The sequence below is a fragment of the Algibacter ulvanivorans genome, assembly GCF_048381495.1.
Classification (GTDB): domain Bacteria; phylum Bacteroidota; class Bacteroidia; order Flavobacteriales; family Flavobacteriaceae; genus Algibacter_B; species Algibacter_B ulvanivorans.
In genome coordinates this window covers 1,159,322-1,175,704 of the sequence record NZ_JBLWGD010000001.1, presented here as the reverse complement: position 1 = coordinate 1,175,704, position 16,383 = coordinate 1,159,322, and the positions used below count along the sequence as shown (strand labels likewise).

The 16,383-nt window shown below is 31.3% G+C and carries 18 protein-coding genes; 9 read left to right on the top strand and 9 right to left on the bottom strand.

All coding sequences use genetic code 11. From position 1 onward, the window contains the following. Nucleotides 1-453 precede the first annotated feature (453 nt). From thrS to rplT, 4 genes are all read left to right on the top strand, one after another. On the top strand, nucleotides 454-2,388 hold the full coding sequence (gene thrS / locus ACNG5D_RS05475) for a threonine--tRNA ligase (protein WP_418182482.1): 1,935 nt from the start codon (nucleotides 454-456) through the stop codon (nucleotides 2,386-2,388). A 30-nt stretch (nucleotides 2,389-2,418) separates the two neighbouring features. Then, the gene (infC, locus tag ACNG5D_RS05470) at nucleotides 2,419-2,964 is read left to right on the top strand and encodes a translation initiation factor IF-3 (RefSeq protein WP_418182494.1); all 546 of its coding nucleotides are present in this window, start codon (nucleotides 2,419-2,421) and stop codon (nucleotides 2,962-2,964) included. A gap of 117 nt (nucleotides 2,965-3,081) precedes the next feature. Beyond that, nucleotides 3,082-3,279, top strand: a complete 198-nt coding sequence (gene rpmI, locus ACNG5D_RS05465; protein WP_067150881.1) for a 50S ribosomal protein L35 — start codon at nucleotides 3,082-3,084, stop codon at nucleotides 3,277-3,279. Between the two features lie 103 nt (nucleotides 3,280-3,382). Continuing rightward, nucleotides 3,383-3,727, top strand: a complete 345-nt coding sequence (gene rplT, locus ACNG5D_RS05460; RefSeq protein WP_136479789.1) for a 50S ribosomal protein L20 — start codon at nucleotides 3,383-3,385, stop codon at nucleotides 3,725-3,727. A gap of 112 nt (nucleotides 3,728-3,839) precedes the next feature. Here rplT and ACNG5D_RS05455 read toward each other — a convergent pair whose 3' ends face one another. Then, nucleotides 3,840-4,262 (bottom strand): secondary thiamine-phosphate synthase enzyme YjbQ, encoded by a 423-nt coding sequence (locus tag ACNG5D_RS05455; RefSeq protein WP_418182481.1) that lies wholly within the window; start codon nucleotides 4,260-4,262, stop codon nucleotides 3,840-3,842. Nucleotides 4,263-4,363: 101 nt separating this feature from the next. Between ACNG5D_RS05455 and ACNG5D_RS05450 the strand changes: the two genes are divergently transcribed. Together ACNG5D_RS05450 and ACNG5D_RS05445 are read left to right on the top strand one after the other, a co-directional pair. Beyond that, nucleotides 4,364-4,801, top strand: coding sequence for a hypothetical protein (locus tag ACNG5D_RS05450; protein WP_418182480.1), 438 nt, complete (start codon nucleotides 4,364-4,366; stop codon nucleotides 4,799-4,801). Between the two features lie 176 nt (nucleotides 4,802-4,977). Next, nucleotides 4,978-5,787 carry an HAD family hydrolase gene (locus tag ACNG5D_RS05445; protein ID WP_418182479.1) on the top strand — a complete coding sequence of 270 codons (810 nt, stop codon included), beginning with the start codon at nucleotides 4,978-4,980 and terminating at the stop codon, nucleotides 5,785-5,787. On the opposite strand, the gene ACNG5D_RS05440 is transcribed toward ACNG5D_RS05445, so the two are convergent. The 6 genes from ACNG5D_RS05440 to tgt form a co-directional block, all read right to left on the bottom strand. Continuing rightward, nucleotides 5,788-6,972 carry an asparagine synthetase B gene (locus ACNG5D_RS05440; RefSeq protein WP_418182493.1) on the bottom strand — a complete coding sequence of 395 codons (1,185 nt, stop codon included), beginning with the start codon at nucleotides 6,970-6,972 and terminating at the stop codon, nucleotides 5,788-5,790. It lies immediately after the preceding gene. A 200-nt stretch (nucleotides 6,973-7,172) separates the two neighbouring features. Further along, a complete protein-coding gene (gene dnaB / locus ACNG5D_RS05435; RefSeq protein ID WP_418182478.1) occupies nucleotides 7,173-8,714 on the bottom strand; it encodes a replicative DNA helicase in 1,542 nt (513 codons plus the stop codon). 168 nt (nucleotides 8,715-8,882) lie between these two features. Next, the gene (locus ACNG5D_RS05430; RefSeq protein WP_418182477.1) at nucleotides 8,883-9,836 is read right to left on the bottom strand and encodes an acetyl-CoA carboxylase carboxyltransferase subunit alpha; all 954 of its coding nucleotides are present in this window, start codon (nucleotides 9,834-9,836) and stop codon (nucleotides 8,883-8,885) included. Nucleotides 9,837-9,898: 62 nt separating this feature from the next. Then, complete coding sequence (locus tag ACNG5D_RS05425) at nucleotides 9,899-10,801, bottom strand: DMT family transporter (RefSeq protein WP_418182476.1); 903 nt, start codon at nucleotides 10,799-10,801, stop codon at nucleotides 9,899-9,901. Then, nucleotides 10,788-11,864, bottom strand: coding sequence for an LptF/LptG family permease (locus ACNG5D_RS05420; protein ID WP_418182475.1), 1,077 nt, complete (start codon nucleotides 11,862-11,864; stop codon nucleotides 10,788-10,790). The genes ACNG5D_RS05425 and ACNG5D_RS05420 overlap by 14 nt, the downstream gene beginning before the upstream one ends. An 8-nt stretch (nucleotides 11,865-11,872) precedes the next feature. Then, a complete protein-coding gene (tgt, locus tag ACNG5D_RS05415; RefSeq protein ID WP_418182474.1) occupies nucleotides 11,873-13,003 on the bottom strand; it encodes a tRNA guanosine(34) transglycosylase Tgt in 1,131 nt (376 codons plus the stop codon). Nucleotides 13,004-13,128: 125 nt separating this feature from the next. Here tgt and ACNG5D_RS05410 point away from each other — a divergent pair, with 125 nt between their 5' ends. Beyond that, nucleotides 13,129-13,713, top strand: coding sequence for an outer membrane beta-barrel protein (locus tag ACNG5D_RS05410; protein ID WP_418182473.1), 585 nt, complete (start codon nucleotides 13,129-13,131; stop codon nucleotides 13,711-13,713). A gap of 70 nt (nucleotides 13,714-13,783) precedes the next feature. Here the strand turns inward: ACNG5D_RS05410 and ACNG5D_RS05405 are convergent, their stop codons facing one another. Continuing rightward, nucleotides 13,784-14,746, bottom strand: a complete 963-nt coding sequence (locus ACNG5D_RS05405) for an FKBP-type peptidyl-prolyl cis-trans isomerase (protein WP_418182472.1) — start codon at nucleotides 14,744-14,746, stop codon at nucleotides 13,784-13,786. Between the two features lie 83 nt (nucleotides 14,747-14,829). On the opposite strand from ACNG5D_RS05405, the gene ACNG5D_RS05400 reads away from it, so the two are divergent. Next, nucleotides 14,830-15,201 carry an RNA-binding S4 domain-containing protein gene (locus tag ACNG5D_RS05400; protein WP_418182471.1) on the top strand — a complete coding sequence of 124 codons (372 nt, stop codon included), beginning with the start codon at nucleotides 14,830-14,832 and terminating at the stop codon, nucleotides 15,199-15,201. Between the two features lie 30 nt (nucleotides 15,202-15,231). Next, the gene (locus ACNG5D_RS05395; RefSeq protein ID WP_418182470.1) at nucleotides 15,232-15,735 is read left to right on the top strand and encodes a phosphoribosyltransferase domain-containing protein; all 504 of its coding nucleotides are present in this window, start codon (nucleotides 15,232-15,234) and stop codon (nucleotides 15,733-15,735) included. On the opposite strand, the gene ACNG5D_RS05390 is transcribed toward ACNG5D_RS05395, so the two are convergent. After that, entirely contained in the window at nucleotides 15,727-16,248 is a 522-nt protein-coding gene (locus tag ACNG5D_RS05390) for a shikimate kinase (RefSeq protein ID WP_418182469.1), read from the bottom strand. The two genes, ACNG5D_RS05395 and ACNG5D_RS05390, sit on opposite strands and share 9 nt — an antisense overlap. Nucleotides 16,249-16,383 lie beyond the last annotated feature (135 nt).

Sequence of the window (16,383 nt, the reverse complement as noted above, 5' to 3'; positions counted from 1 at the left end):
CTACGATTATCCTTTATTTCTTTTCTTTTATAGACTTCCTCCTTATTTTATCCTATGCTTTTTGCTTTCTTTCTTTATATAGAATTACGCCTTACTTGTAGAGTATACTCTTATTATAGGTTATATTCTTGCTGTGATGGTCTTTTGAACTTATATTCTTTAACTTATACTTACTCTTATTATATAGTTTAAAACATGCCTCTAAACCGCGTTAGGGATTGAACGGCATGTTTGAGCTCCCCGACCTTAGGAGGGTGCGAGTAGTGAAAGCCCGACCCTCGAGGGAACGCCCACTAACTTATTTTATATAATATTACTTTAATATATTTTGACCTTGCTCTATAAAAAGAAATCCCATACCAACCCAAAGCGGATTGAAGTAAAATTATACTTAATTATATATTGTGGAATTTGTTTATACGTTTATCTTTGCAGTTGAATTTAAATTTATTTATGATACATATTACTTTACCAGATGGTAGCGTGAAAACGTTTGATGAAGGCGTTACGCCAATGGATGTTGCTAAAAGCATTAGTGAAGGGTTTGCTAGAAATGTAATTTCGGCTAACTTTAATGGTACAACTATAGAAACTGTTACTCCATTAACCACCGATGGCTCGTTAGTTTTATACACCTGGAAAGATGATGCTGGCAAAACAGCCTTTTGGCATAGTAGCGCGCATGTTTTAGCGCAAGCTATAGAGGAACTATATGATGGCGCTAAGCTTACAATAGGCCCTGCCATTGAGAATGGGTTTTATTATGATGTTGATTTTGGTAAACATAATGTATCTGAAAAGGATTTTAAAACTATTGAAACTAAAATGTTAGAGATTGCCCGAGGCAAACATGACTTTAGTTTGAGATCTGTTTCAAAAACTGATGCCCTGTCCTTATATAAGGATAATGAATTTAAAACCGAATTAATTGAAAATCTAGAAGATGGCGCAATTACTTTTTGCGACCATTCTACATTTACTGATTTATGCCGTGGAGGACACATACCAAACACAGGAATAATTAAAGCTGTTAAAATACTAAGTGTTGCGGGTGCTTATTGGCGTGGTGATGAAAACAAGCCACAATTAACTCGAGTATACGGTATTTCGTTCCCTAAGCAAAAGGAACTTACTGAGTATTTAGCTTTACTTGAAGAAGCAAAAAAACGTGACCATAGAAAATTAGGTAAGGAACTAGAATTATTTACTTTTTCGCAAAAAGTTGGCCAAGGTTTGCCTTTATGGTTACCTAAAGGCGCTGCATTACGTGAACGTTTAGAAAATTTCCTGAAAGCCGCGCAGAAAAAAGCTGGTTACGAAATGGTAGTAACGCCGCATATAGGGCAAAAGGAACTTTATGTTACATCTGGGCATTATGCCAAGTATGGTGAGGACAGTTTCCAACCAATTACAACACCTAAAGAAGATGAGGAGTTTTTATTAAAACCAATGAACTGCCCACACCATTGCGAAGTTTATAATAATTTCCAATGGAGTTATAAAGATTTACCTGTGCGTTATGCTGAATTTGGTACGGTTTATAGATATGAGCAAAGTGGCGAACTACATGGACTAACTCGTGTTAGAGGTTTTACTCAAGATGATGCACATATTTTTTGCACACCAGAGCAATTAGATGAAGAGTTTAAAAATGTTATTGATTTAGTACTTTATGTATTTGGCTCTTTAGGGTTTGAAAACTTTACCGCTCAGGTTTCTGTAAGAGATCCTAAAAACCCCGACAAATATATAGGAGATGTTGCTAATTGGGAAAAAGCAGAACAAGCCATTATAAATGCAGCTACAGATAAAGGTTTAAATTATGTTATTGAAGAAGGCGAAGCAGCCTTTTACGGTCCTAAATTAGACTTTATGGTTAAAGATGCTTTAGGTAGACGTTGGCAACTTGGTACAATTCAAGTAGATTATAATTTACCAGAGCGTTTTAATTTAAGTTATAAAGGTAGTGATAACGAGTCTCATAGACCTATTATGATTCACAGAGCACCATTTGGAAGTATGGAGCGTTTTGTCGCTTTATTGTTAGAACATACTGGTGGAAATTTCCCGTTATGGTTAATGCCTACTCAAGCAATTATATTATCAATTAGCGAGAAATATGAAAAATACTCCGAAAAAGTTTTAAATTTGCTAGAAAATGACGAAATTCGCGCCCTTGTAGACCATAGAAATGAGACTATAGGAAAGAAAATTAGGGAAGCCGAAATGCAGAAACACCCATATATGATTATTATTGGGGAGCAAGAAGAACAAGAAGGTAAAATTTCTGTAAGACAACATGGAGGAGCCGATTTAGGCATGATTACTGTAGAAGAATTCTCTAAAATAATAAAAGAAGACATTAAAAAAACGTTAAAATCGTTTTAAAAAATAAGTTTAATTTAAAACCATAAAGCCATAGCAATTAGAAGAAGACAGCAACCTAGAAGGGTTTCACAAGAGGATAAACACAAGATTAACTCTAAGATTACAGCACAAAAGCTACGTCTTGTAGGAGACAATGTAGAAATAGGTATTTATACCAAAGGTGATGCTATGCGAATAGCAAACGAACAAGAGCTAGATTTAGTCGAAATTTCTCCTAACGCTGATCCACCTGTTTGTAAGGTTATGGATTACAAGAAGTTTCTTTACGAACAAAAGAAACGTGATAAAGCTTTAAAAGCTAAGGCTACTAAAGTTACAATAAAAGAAATTCGTTTTGGTCCAAATACAGACGACCATGATTATGAATTTAAAAAGAAACACGCCGAGAAGTTTTTAAAAGAAGGTGCAAAACTAAAAGCTTTTGTATTTTTTAAAGGCCGCTCTATAATCTTTAAGGAAAAAGGGCAAATTTTGTTGTTAAAATTAGCACAAGACCTTGAAGAGTTTGGAAAAGTTGAACAAATGCCTCGATTAGAAGGTAAACGTATGACTATGTTTATTGCTCCAAAAAAATAGACAACAAATACTTAAAGCTTATTTTACCATAAAAGTTAAGTATTAAATAATAGAATACTGAGACTAAACTCAGTACAAAAAATAATTAAGCGAAATAATTAAAAACTAGGAAAAGAAATGCCTAAAATGAAAACAAAATCTAGTGCTAAAAAGCGTTTTAAGCTTACAGGTACTGGTAAGATTAAAAGAAAGCACGCTTTTAAGAGTCATATCTTAACAAAGAAATCTAAAAAGCGTAAGCTTAAGTTAACTCATGATGGTTTAGTACATAAAGCAGATGAGGATAACATTAAAACAATGATGCGTTTAAAGTAACATTTGTTTTAATCGGTTAAAACAATTTATAAACCCTGGAGTTAGGCTCAATAAAAGTGTCAATAAAACTATTGGCCGCCTACTACAAAAAACATTTAAAATTATGCCAAGATCAGTAAATTCTGTAGCAAAAAGAGCCAGAAGAAAAAAGGTTCTAAAACAAGCAAAAGGCTACTTTGGAAGACGTAAAAACGTTTGGACAGTAGCAAAAAATGCGGTTGATAAAGCGATGCAATACTCGTATAGAGACCGTAGAAATAAAAAGAGAACATTCCGTGCATTATGGATTACACGTATTAACGCTGGAGCCAGAGAACATGGTTTATCTTATTCTCAATTTATGGGGAAATTAAAAGCTAATGACATTGAATTAAACCGTAAGGTTTTAGCAGATTTAGCAATGAATAACCCTGAAGCTTTTAAAGCTGTAATTGATAAAGTAAAATAAGGCGCTTAGCCTATTGTAAAACATATTATTCGCTTAATTTTAAAATCCGATTCGAAAGAGTCGGATTTTTTTGTGTTATATAAAAGATAAGCGAATAAGTTTTACTTAATTATTATACCCCAAAGGCTGTAATAACCAAAGCTCTACTTCCTCCATAATTTCTATGCTCGCATAAATAAATTCCTTGCCAAATACCTAAATTTAATTTTCCATTAGTAATAGGTATTTGTACAGAAGCCCCTAATAAAGAGGATTTAATATGCGCAGGCATATCATCTGCTCCTTCATAAGTATGTGTATAATATGATGCTTTTTCTGGAATCATTTTATTAAAATGACTTTCAAAATCTGCTCTTACAGTAAAATCGGCGTTTTCATTAATGGTTAAACTTGCAGATGTATGCTTAATAAATACTTGCAACTGCCCAACCTTTATCTGGCTTATTTCTGGTAATCCTTTTAATATTTCATTGGTAATTAAGTGAAAACCTCTAGAATAAGAGCTTAGCTGTATTTCTTGCTGATAAAATTTCATATGATTTGTATTTGTCAATAAAATAAAGATTATAAAAAATACGCAACCTTTATTTAGTTTCAACATCTAAATATAAAGCCTAATCTTTAATTTTTTAGATAATGAAAAAGAATATATTAATAATTTTAAGTTGCATATTAATAATGACAAGTTGTTCATTAAATGATAATGATAACGCGACACCTCAAGAAATAAAATATTTATGGCACTTAGTTAAAGTTACAGGTGGTATTGCGGGTGTAAACGAACAATTTGAAACTAATGTTATAACCTGGAGTTTTAACAATGAAACCGAAACCTTGGTTGTTAACAATAAAAATACAGATGATAGCATTGAAGATAGTTTAGATTCGGGCACTTATAGTTTTTCTGTTCTAGAAGAAAACAATACAACTTATTTAATTATAGATGATATAGAGTTAGGTAGTTTTGAAGTTTCTGGAAACATTTTAACAATTAACCAAAATAACACATCTACAGGAAATGGAACCGACGGATTTATATATACTTTTCAAGTAGAAACCATTGTTGCAAATTAATTATTTGTAAGATTGTTGCCTGCATATTAAAAAATAATTGAGCTTACCCTTAAACAATTTATCATATTAAAATTACTTGATATAAATAAAACATAGCTAAATAACACTTAATATTAGTATAACGTATTAAAGCATAAAAAACTGTAAATTGCATATTAAAATTTAGACTCCTGTAAATGGATTTATCAAAAATAAAGTTAGTAGCTACCGATATGGATGGCACTTTACTAAACTCTAACCATGAGGTAAGCCAGCGATTTTTCAATGTATTTAAAAATTTAAAAAAGCATAATATCATTTTTGCTGCAGCTAGTGGCAGACCATATTATAGCATATTAGAAAAATTGCACCCAATAAAAGACGATATTATTTTTGTTGCCGAAAACGGTGGCCTTATTGTTAAAAATAACAAAGTGCTACTTACTACACATATTAATAAAACCAACATGTGTAAAATTATTGATGGCTTAAACAAATTAAAACGTATTGATGTTGTTTTTTGTACTCAAAATAAAGCTTATATAAAATCGTTAGACCTAGATTTAATAAAATTAATTACCGAGTTTTATCCTAAAAATTCGATAATAAACAGTATAGATGAAATAAAGGAAGATATTATAAAAATTGCTTTATATCATAAAGAAAGTTCTGAGACTTATTTATATCCTTATTTTAAGGATCTGGATAATAATTTTGATGTTAAAGTTTCTGGCAAAAACTGGCTTGATATTTCTCAAAATATAGCTAATAAAGGCTATGCCATAAATAAACTCCAAAAAGATTATAATATTTCGCAAGACGAAACTTTAACTTTTGGCGATTATAATAACGATTTAAGTATGTTACAACAATCTAAATATAGTTTTGCTATGGAAAACGCCCACCAAAATGCTAAAGATACTGCAAATTACGGCACAAAAAGTAATGATGATTTTGGAGTAGAAATTATTTTAGAAAAAGTAATTGAAGCAAAAGGAAAAATTTAGTTAGGTTTTTTGTTTTTTCTTTCTTGCTGCTGGAAACAATACATTATTTAATATTAAACGGTAACCAGGAGATGTTGGGTGTAAATCTAATTCGGTTTTTGCATCGCCTACTCTATGCTGGTAGTCTTCTGGATCATGGCCTCCATAAAACGTAAAAAAGCCTTTACCTTTAATACCATGAATGTATTTTGCTTCGCCATTAATTTTTGTTTCTCCCATTACTAACACATTAGATTTAATTTCTGCTCTAGTAAATGATGTTGTTTGCCCCATAAAACCTTTAACTAATGCGGTATGATTTTGGCATAGCATGGTAGGAATAGGATCCCATTTTGCCGAAAACTCCATTAATGAAAAATAGTCTGTTGTTTTAGGTATTACTCTTTTTCTAGTCATATCTATAGAAGAGAACTCATAAACCTTAGGGCTTCTTTCTAATATAAAATTTGAAAATGCAAACGTTTTACTATAATCAATTTTATTTTGATAACCAGCATCACTCCCATCTCCATCAAACATAGGTTCACAAATATCAATACCTTCTGCAGACAAGGCTATATCAAAACTATCTGTTGCACTACACATGGCAAACATAAAACCTCCTCCAACAACATAATCTCTAATTTTTAATGCTACAGCAAGTTTTTCTTCAGAAACTTTATTGTACCCTAACTCATTGGCTAGTTTTTCTGCAGCTTTCTTCTCTTCTATATACCAAGAGGATGCTCGATATTGAGCATAAAATTTTCCGTATTGTCCTGTAAAATCTTCATGATGTAAATGCAACCAATCAAAAAGTAATAATCCATCATTTAAAACTTCTTCATCGTAAACTGTTTCATAAGGTATTTCGGCATATTTTAAAACCATAGTAACAGCATCATCCCAAGGTTGTTTTCCTTTTGGTGTATAAACAGCGATTTTTGGAGCTTTTTCTAATACTACAGCTTCCATATTTTGGCTAGGGCTAGCTATATTTTCTAATATACTTTCTGCCTTAGCATTTGAAATTATCTCAAATGAAACGCCTCGTATTTGACACTCTTTTTGAATTGCACTTGTATCTGGTAATAAAAAAGAACCTCCTTTATAATTAAGTAACCATTTAACTTTTAAATTTTTACTTAACGTCCAGTAAGTTAACCCATAGGCTTTTAAATGGTTTTTTTGATATTCTACATCCATAGGAATTAGAATGTACGAAGCATGAGAATAAAATCCCATACAAATAAACAGCAATCCTATAATTATGTTTTTCAATAGAAATAAAACTTTACAACATTTTTTACACCCATTCTTTTAGAAAAGACAAAATGTTTATTAATTACCCGAAAGGTAATTAAAATTTAGTTTTTATAGCATGTATTTAACAGGAGTTTAATCTATTAAAAAGGGACTTCGTTATCATCGTCATCATTAAACGCACTACCAAATGCTTGATCTGGGCTAGCCTTAAAATCATCTGCCTTGAAGGTATCATCGTTAGCGGCGGCATTCATTTTTGAATGAAACTCGAATGGCGAATCAAAATCTTCTAAATTATCAAACTTACCTAAATGCCCAATAAATTTTAAACGAATATTTTCCAAACCTCCATTACGGTGTTTTGCTACAATAAATTCGGCTTGACCTTCTGTAGAAGAGCGTTCTTCATCGTCCCATTCATCAATTTTATAATATTCTGGTCTAAAAATAAAACTAACAATATCTGCATCTTGCTCTATAGCTCCCGATTCACGTAAATCTGATAATAACGGGCGTTTGCTACCTCCACGAGTTTCTACCGCACGAGATAATTGCGATAATGCTATAACAGGTACCATGAGCTCTTTTGCTAAAGCTTTTAAGTTTCTAGAAATCATAGAAATTTCTTGTTCACGGTTACCGCCATGACTACTACCACCTGTCATTAACTGCAAATAATCAATCATTATTAGCTTTATGCCATGCTGCGATGATAAACGTCGAGCTTTAGCTCTTAAATCGAATATTGAAAGTGACGGTGTATCATCAATAAACAATGGTGCTTTTTCAAGGCCTTTTACTTTAACGTTAAGTTGTTCCCATTCGTGTTTTTCAAGTTTACCGGTTCTTAATTTTTCAGAAGACAATCCTGTTTCACTAGATATTAAACGGGTTATTAACTGCACAGATGCCATCTCTAAAGAGAAAAAAGCTACAGGCATATTTTGGTCTACAGCAATATTTCTAGCCATAGATAAGGTTAATGCTGTTTTACCCATACCTGGACGAGCAGCAACAATAATTAAATCTGATGGTTGCCAACCAGAGGTTAACTTATCTAATTTAGTAAATCCTGTAGGAATACCGCTTAAACCTTCTTTATTTGAAATTTCTTCAATTTTCTTTTTAGCTTGTATTACTAATTCTTGTGCCGTTTCGCTGGATTTTTTTATATTTCCTTGAGTTACTTCGTATAGTTTTGATTCGGCATGGTCTAATAAATCGAATACATCTTTAGTCTCATCATAAGCTTCTTCAATAATTTCGCTTGAAATTTTTATTAAACTACGTTGTATAAATTTTTGAAGAATTATACGTGCATGAAATTCTATATGTGCTGAAGATGATACTTTTTGAGTTAAAGAAATGAGGTAAAAATCGCCTCCTGACAATTCTAGTTTAGAATTTTTCTTTAATTGTGTTGAAACGGTTAATAAATCAACTGGTTCGCTATTTTCAAATAACTGAAATATGGCCTCAAATATATGTTGATGCGCTTCTTTATAAAAAGCTTCGGCACTTAAAATGTCTATAACTTCATCAACTCCTTTTTTATCAATCATCATTGCACCAAGCACAACCTCTTCTAAATCAATAGCTTGCGGTGGTATTTTTCCTTTTTCTAGATTGATAATAGTGCTTTTATCAACTTTATAGCCTTGTATTTGGTTAGGTTGTTTCATAACTACAAAAGTAATTAAAAAGAAAGTTGTTTTTTGTTTTATTAGCTATTGTATGTTCACTAATCGTTAACAATTCAACTGTTAATAAGTTTATAATATTGTGAATAAGCATAAAAAAACTGAAGTTTTATACTTCAGTTTTTTTTAAAATTTATTGTTTTAAAAGGGTTATCCTTTAAAAACTCCCATTTGCGCATATTTTTCCATGCGCTGAGATACTAAATCTGTTGGTGATAACTTTTTAAGTTCTTCGTAATTCTTAACAATAGCATCGCTTACAGATTTAAATGTTTTTGCTCTATCTCTGTGCGCTCCGCCTATAGGTTCTTTAATAATACCATCTACTAATTTTAACTTTTTCATGTCTGAAGCTGTTAACTTTAAAGCTTCGGCAGCTTGTTCTTTATATTCCCAACTACGCCATAGTATAGAGGAGCAAGATTCTGGAGAAATTACAGAGTACCAAGTGTTTTCTAACATTAACACTCTATCTCCAACACCTATTCCTAAGGCTCCACCAGAGGCACCTTCTCCAATTACTATTGTAATTACGGGCACTTTTAAGCGTGTCATTTCTAAAATGTTCCTTGCAATGGCTTCGCCTTGTCCGCGTTCTTCGGCTTCTAGTCCTGGATAAGCTCCTGGAGTGTCTAAAAGTGTTACTACAGGAATTCCAAATTTTTCTGCAGATTTCATTAAGCGCAATGCTTTTCTGTAACCTTCTGGATTGGCCATCCCGAAGTTTCTATATTGTCTAGTTTTGGTATTATATCCTTTTTGCTGACCGATAAACATGAAACTTTGGTCGCCAATTTTACCTAGTCCACCAATCATAGCTTTATCGTCTTTAAAGTTTCGGTCGCCATGTAATTCTAAAAAAGATTTACCACAAATGGCTTTAATATGATCTAGTGTATATGGTCTTTCTGGATGGCGAGAAAGTTGTACGCGCTGCCATGGTGTAATGTTTTTATATATTTCCTTTTGAGTAGCTACTAACTTTTTCTCAATTTGCTTACAGGTTTCAGATACATCTACATCACTTTCGTCTCCAATTACTTTACATTTTTGTAATTGTTCTTCTAATTCTTTTATTGGGAGTTCAAATTCTAAGTATTCCATAAGAATTTCTATTTAGGCTATTAAATTTTAGTTAGTATGCAAAACTACATATTTTATTTTGTTTAAGATAGTGAAGTATTTTTTTTTAATTTTTTACTATTTTTTAAAATAGCATTTAAAAGTACAACACTTATAATTATAATGGCGCCGTAGTAAAACGATGCGGTCATTTTTTCTTTTTCTGGAAATAACATTATTGCCATAATAATCCCATAAATAGGTTCTAAATTGTAGGTTAAAACTACAGTATATGGGCTAATTGATTTCATTATATATATTGATGCTATAAAAGCATAGGCTGTACAAACTGATGCAAGTATGAATAAATACCAAAAATCTGATAGACTTATACTAAAAAATGTTTTTGAAAAACCTTCTCCGAAACATAAAATATAAATAGAAATAAAGAGTACGCCACTTAAAAATTCGTAAAAAGAAATAACTGTTGCTGTGTGTTTTTTTAAAAAACTACCATTAAGAACTGCAAATAAGGACGAAAAAAAGGCTGAAGAAATTCCTAAAACAATTCCAATTAAATATTTAATTTCACTTTGTGTAATAATAACAACACCTAATATTACAATAAGCCCAAATAGAATTTCGTACCAAATAATTTTTCGTTTGTAAATAATAGGCTCTATAAACGAAGCAAAAAAGGCGCCTGTAGAAAACATGGCTAATGTTATTGATATATTAGACTCATCTATTGCTCCAAAAAATGTTATCCAGTGTAATGCTATAATAACTCCTGCAATGGCTAGCCTTATAATCGATTTAAAATTAATTTTTAATTTAATTTTTGTTATTTTAATATATATAAACATTAAAATAGATGCGATTACCATTCTAAACCAAACTAGAGGTATTGCTTTTATTGTAATAAGTTCACCTAAAATAGCTGTAAAACCTGCTATAAAAACTAAAAAGTGAAGGTGTATATAGTTTTTTAATTTATCGTTTGGCATTGTACAACATATAGGCTGCTAAAATACCAAAAATGATATTAGGAAACCATACTGCAATTATGGGGTTAAAATCTGATTGTTCTGCCATAACTCCAAAAATTTTATCGAAGAAAACAAACACCATAGCTATACAAATACCTATTGCTAAGTTTACGCCCATACCACCACGCCTTTTCTTAGAAGATACTGCTACAGCAATAATGGTTAAGATAAATACAGATACTGGTAAACTCCATTTTCTGTATAAAACTAGCTTAAAGCGCCCTACGTTTGATGAGCCTCTGGCTTCTTCTTTATCAATAAATTCTTTTAGCTCGCCATACATTTTTGTTTCGGCAGCATAAATTACAGGTATTAAATCGTCTACATCAAATGAAAATAGTGTGTCTTTTCTTCTTTCTATTTCAAGTTTGTCTTCATGCTCTCCTATATCTCTTTTCACATAATTTATTAACCTATAAATGGTGTCTTTTGGTATATACCTAATACTATTGGCTGTAATTTTGTATTTAAGTTTATTATCTTCAAAATGTTCTAAGGTAAAGTTGTTTCCAACATTGTTTCCTACATTAAAGTTACTTACATAAATAATTTCTTGATCGTTTATTTGCCTAAATACATTTGTGTTTTCTACGGCACTTCTTCCCTTTTTAAAGTATTTATAACTAAAATCGTTAAAACCTTCGCTTGCCTTTGGTGCTAGAAATAACCCAAGAATAATGGCTAAAATTGCTACAATTGTAGCTCCAATCATGTATGGTCTTAAAAAACGAGTAAATGAAACACCAGAACTTAAAAAGGCTATAACTTCTGTATTATTTGCTAATTTGGAGGTAAACCAAATAACCGATAAGAACAAAAATAAAGGAAATAATAAATGTGCAAAGTAAATTGTAAAATCTAAAAAATATACTAGCACCTCATTTAAAGGCACTTCGTTTTCTAATATTTTACCAATTTTTTCGGCTAAATGTACCGTTATTCCTATTGGAATAAACAATAGCAACATCATGAAAAATGTAAACAGATAGCGTTTTAATATGTACCAATCTAAAATCTTCATTTATAAACTTACAAACGATTATTCATTTGTTTTACCATTTTATCTTTCCAGGTATTAAAATCTCCTGCTAATATATGTTTTCTTGCCTCGCGAACCAACCATAAATAAAATCCTAAATTATGAATTGTTGCTATTTGCTTACCTAACAACTCGTTAACGGTAAACAAATGTCTTAAATAAGCTTTACTATACTCGGTATCAACAAAGGTAATTCCCATTTCATCAATAGGAGAAAAATCGTCTGCCCACTTTAAATTTTTAATATTTATAGTTCCGTGTGCAGTAAATAACATACCATTTCTTGCATTTCGTGTTGGCATAACACAATCAAACATATCTACACCTAACGCAATATTTTCTAAAATATTGATTGGTGTACCTACACCCATTAAATATCTGGGCTTATCTTCTGGTAAAATAGAGCAAACCACATCGGTCATGGCATACATTTCTTCGGCTGGCTCTCCTACCGACAGCCCTCCTATTGCGTTACCAACGGCTCCTGCATTTGCTATATACTCGGCTGATTGTTTTCGTAAATCTTTATAAGTACTCCCTTGTACTATTGGAAAAAAAGCTTGGTTATAACCATACTTTAAGGGTGTTTTTTCTAAATGATTAATGCACCTGTCTAGCCATCGGTGTGTCATGTGCATTGATCGTTTTGCATAGTTATAATCGCACGGGTATGGCGTACATTCATCAAAAGCCATTATTATATCTGCACCTATAGAACGTTGAATTTCCATAACATTTTCTGGTGTAAATGTGTGGTAGCTTCCATCTATATGCGATTTAAATTTTACGCCTTCTTCCTTAATTTTTCTATTTGCAGATAAAGAATATACTTGATACCCTCCAGAATCGGTTAAAATATTTCTATCCCAATTCATAAATTTATGTAATCCGCCTGCTTTTTCTAAAATAGGGGTTTGAGGGCGTAAGTATAAATGATATGTATTTCCTAAAATAATATCTGGGTTTATATCATTTTTAAGCTCTCGTTGGTGCACTCCTTTTACTGTTGCTACAGTTCCTACTGGCATAAATATTGGTGTTTCTATAACACCATGATCTGTAGTTATTTTTCCTGCTCTAGCTTTACTTTGAGCATCTTTTGCTAATAATTCAAATTTCATTAATCTTCAATATATAACGGCAAAGATAATTAACTGAAATATGAAATTGATTGTATTAAAAAGAAAATAAATTACTTTTGGCAACGTTTTTGATATTGTTAATGAAATCTAAAAAAACGAACATTATGAGAAATTTATTTTTTATTTTAATTATTGCCATGGCTATCCCATCAATTACTATGGCACAAACAGCACAAGGTTTTGGCTTAAAAGGCGGTTTAAACTACAATGCCAATGGCGATTATTTTGAATCTATTAACAACAACTACAAAAATCCAGACCGCAATGTTGGTTACCACATAGGGGTATTTGGCAAAATAGGAAACCAAGTTTACTTTAGACCTGAGGTTGTTTACACTAGTACGAAAAGTGATTATGATGATGATAGTTTTAAAATGCAAAAACTAGATGCGCCGCTCTTGGTTGGTGTTAAAGTTTTAGGTCCTCTTAGTGTATTTGGCGGCCCATCGTTACAATATATCTTAGATTCTGAATTTGATGGTATTGCTATAAATGATGTTGAAGATGATTTTTCTGTTGGTTTAAACTTTGGTATTGGACTTAATTTTAATAAGTTAGGAATTGACCTAAGATACGAACGTGGTTTTAGTGATAATGAGGCAACTTTTTTAGGTAACAATGGTATAAATACAAATAGACTAGACACAAGGCCTGATCAATTAATTTTAAGTTTATCTATTTTATTATAAACTCTTAAAAACTATTTTATAACCAAAAAACCTCGCTTTTGCGAGGTTTTTTGGTTATAAAATAAATGAACTAATTATTTTCTTTAGCTGTTGTTTCTTCTGGATCTAAATAGTTAGGAATTCCATTGGCGCCAATATCATTTGTTGGATCGCCATCGTTATTTAAATCTTCATTAATTGTTAATACGCCATCTCCATCATCATCGATATCTGTAAAATCTGGATTTCCATCTCCATCTGTATCATCATCAGTTTCATCTGTTAAATCATCAAAATTCACATTATAATTATCATCATTATTTAAATCTTCCATATACGAAGGCACACCATCATTATCATGGTCATTTACAAAAACTTGTAACAAATCAAACTTAAATATTAATGGTGAGTACGATGGAATATTTGTTTGTGCATTAGAAAAGTAAGCCAACCCAGAAGGCATAAACATAACTCCAACTCCATGATTTACAAAATTTACGGTTCCGTCTCCGTTTTCATCAAAACTTACAGCGCTATTAAACTGCGGAAAAACTTTTACCCAGCCATATACACCGCTTATAGTTTCAACCAAATCTATATTAATAGGGTTTACTTTACTATCAAACACATTTCCATCTAGAGTAGAACCTTCGTAATTAACTCTTACAGTATCGGCAAATGTTGGCTTATCTGTACCGCCACCTTGATTTAATCTTAAAATATAATATTTATAATCGGTATCTTGATAAACCAAGTTATGTGTTTCTATATCGTCTTTTAAAAGTGTATGCCCTTCAGGTACAGTTTCACCTTCAGCTAGTTCGGTTATTATTAATTCAGATATGCTAGGATCTGTATTATCTATAAATGCACTAGAATTATAATAGTGCGTTTCTAAATAACCTACTAAAGAATCGTTATCAATTACTTGTTGTTCTGTTCTGTCTCTTATCTCTACAACAATAATATCTTCTCCTCCATCATCATCTTTTTTACATGCAGAAAAAACTAATACAAAACTTAATATTAAAAATGCAATTTTTCTTAAACTCATTATTCCTTATTTTTGAGGCTGCAAGATACAATTTTAATGTATTCTTGCGCAATAACATTAACGTAGTTTTTACAATAAAATGTATGCGAGTAGATAAGTATTTATGGTGTATTAGGTATTACAAAACAAGAACCCTTGCTACAACAGCTTGTAAAAAAGGGCAAGTAAGAGTAAATGATGAAGTGGTAAAACCAAGCCGAGAAGTTTACCCAATGGATATTATACAGCTAAGAAAAGACCAAATAAACTATAAATTGAAAGTTAACGATATTCCTGAGAGTAGAGTTGGTGCTAAATTGGTTGATATTTATAGAACAGATACTACCCCAAAAGAACAATTTGAAGCTAAAGAACTTTTAAAATATTCTAAAGATTATTATAGAAAAAAAGGCTCTGGAAGACCTACAAAAAAAGATAGAAGAGATATTGATGAATATAAAGATGAAAATGAGTAATTTTATATTTTAATTTTACAATTATAATTTATGACTGTTAAGACTAATGTTATCCTTAATCATAACGAAATTAACCATAAAATTAGACGCATTGCTTTTCAAATTTACGAAAGTAATGTAGATGAACAGGAAGTTATTCTTGCTGGCATTGATAAGAATGGCTATGTTTTGGCTAAGAAGTTAAAAACTGTGCTTCAAAAAATATCAGATATAACTCCAATTCTGTGTAAAGTTAGTATTGATAAAAAAAATCCTTGGCAGGAGGTTAAAACTTCAATTTCTGAAACAGAATATAAAAACAAGTCTATTGTGCTTATTGATGATGTTTTAAACTCGGGTACCACATTAATATATGGTGTTAAACATTTTTTAAATGTGCCTTTAAAACAATTTAAAACGGCTGTTTTGGTAAACAGAAACCATAAAAAATACCCTGTAAAAGCAGATTTTAAGGGTATTTCGTTATCTACTTCTCTTCACGAACATGTTGATGTTGTTTTAGAAGGTAAAGATTTTAAGGCCGTTTTAGAATAGTTTTAAAATTATATCTTCTACAACATCACCCTTAGTTTTATTATCAATAGATACTTTTATTTCTGCCTGATTATAAAACTGGGCGCGTTCAAATAAGTGCTTACCTATAAACTCGGTCATTTCTTCTATAGTTTCTATATGAGATATTAAGGGGCGCTTTGCTTTTTTAAGTAACAATTTATTGGCTAAAGTAGGCAAAGTTGCTTTTAAATATACACATTCAACATTTTGAGCAGCTAAAATAACATCCATATTACCGCTATAACAAGGTGTTCCGCCTCCTACAGATAAAATTGTATTGTTTTCTGATGCTAATAAGGCCTTTAGATTTATAGATTCTTGTTTTCTAAAATATATTTCTCCTTTAGTTTTAAATATCTCTTTAACCGTTAAATTTTCTTTTTCTTCTATGTAATCATCCAAATCTAGAAAATCATAATTTAATTTTCTTGCTAATTTCTTTCCAATTGACGTCTTTCCAGAAGCCATATACCCAATTAATACTATGATCATTTTTTTCGTTACAAATTGATTATTAAAAACATACGTATTGCCGATGCAAAAAAACAAAAAAATCTTTAAAAAAACCCTTGTTTAATTAAAAATAGGTTCTATATTTGCACCCGCTAACAACAAGTACACAATGTT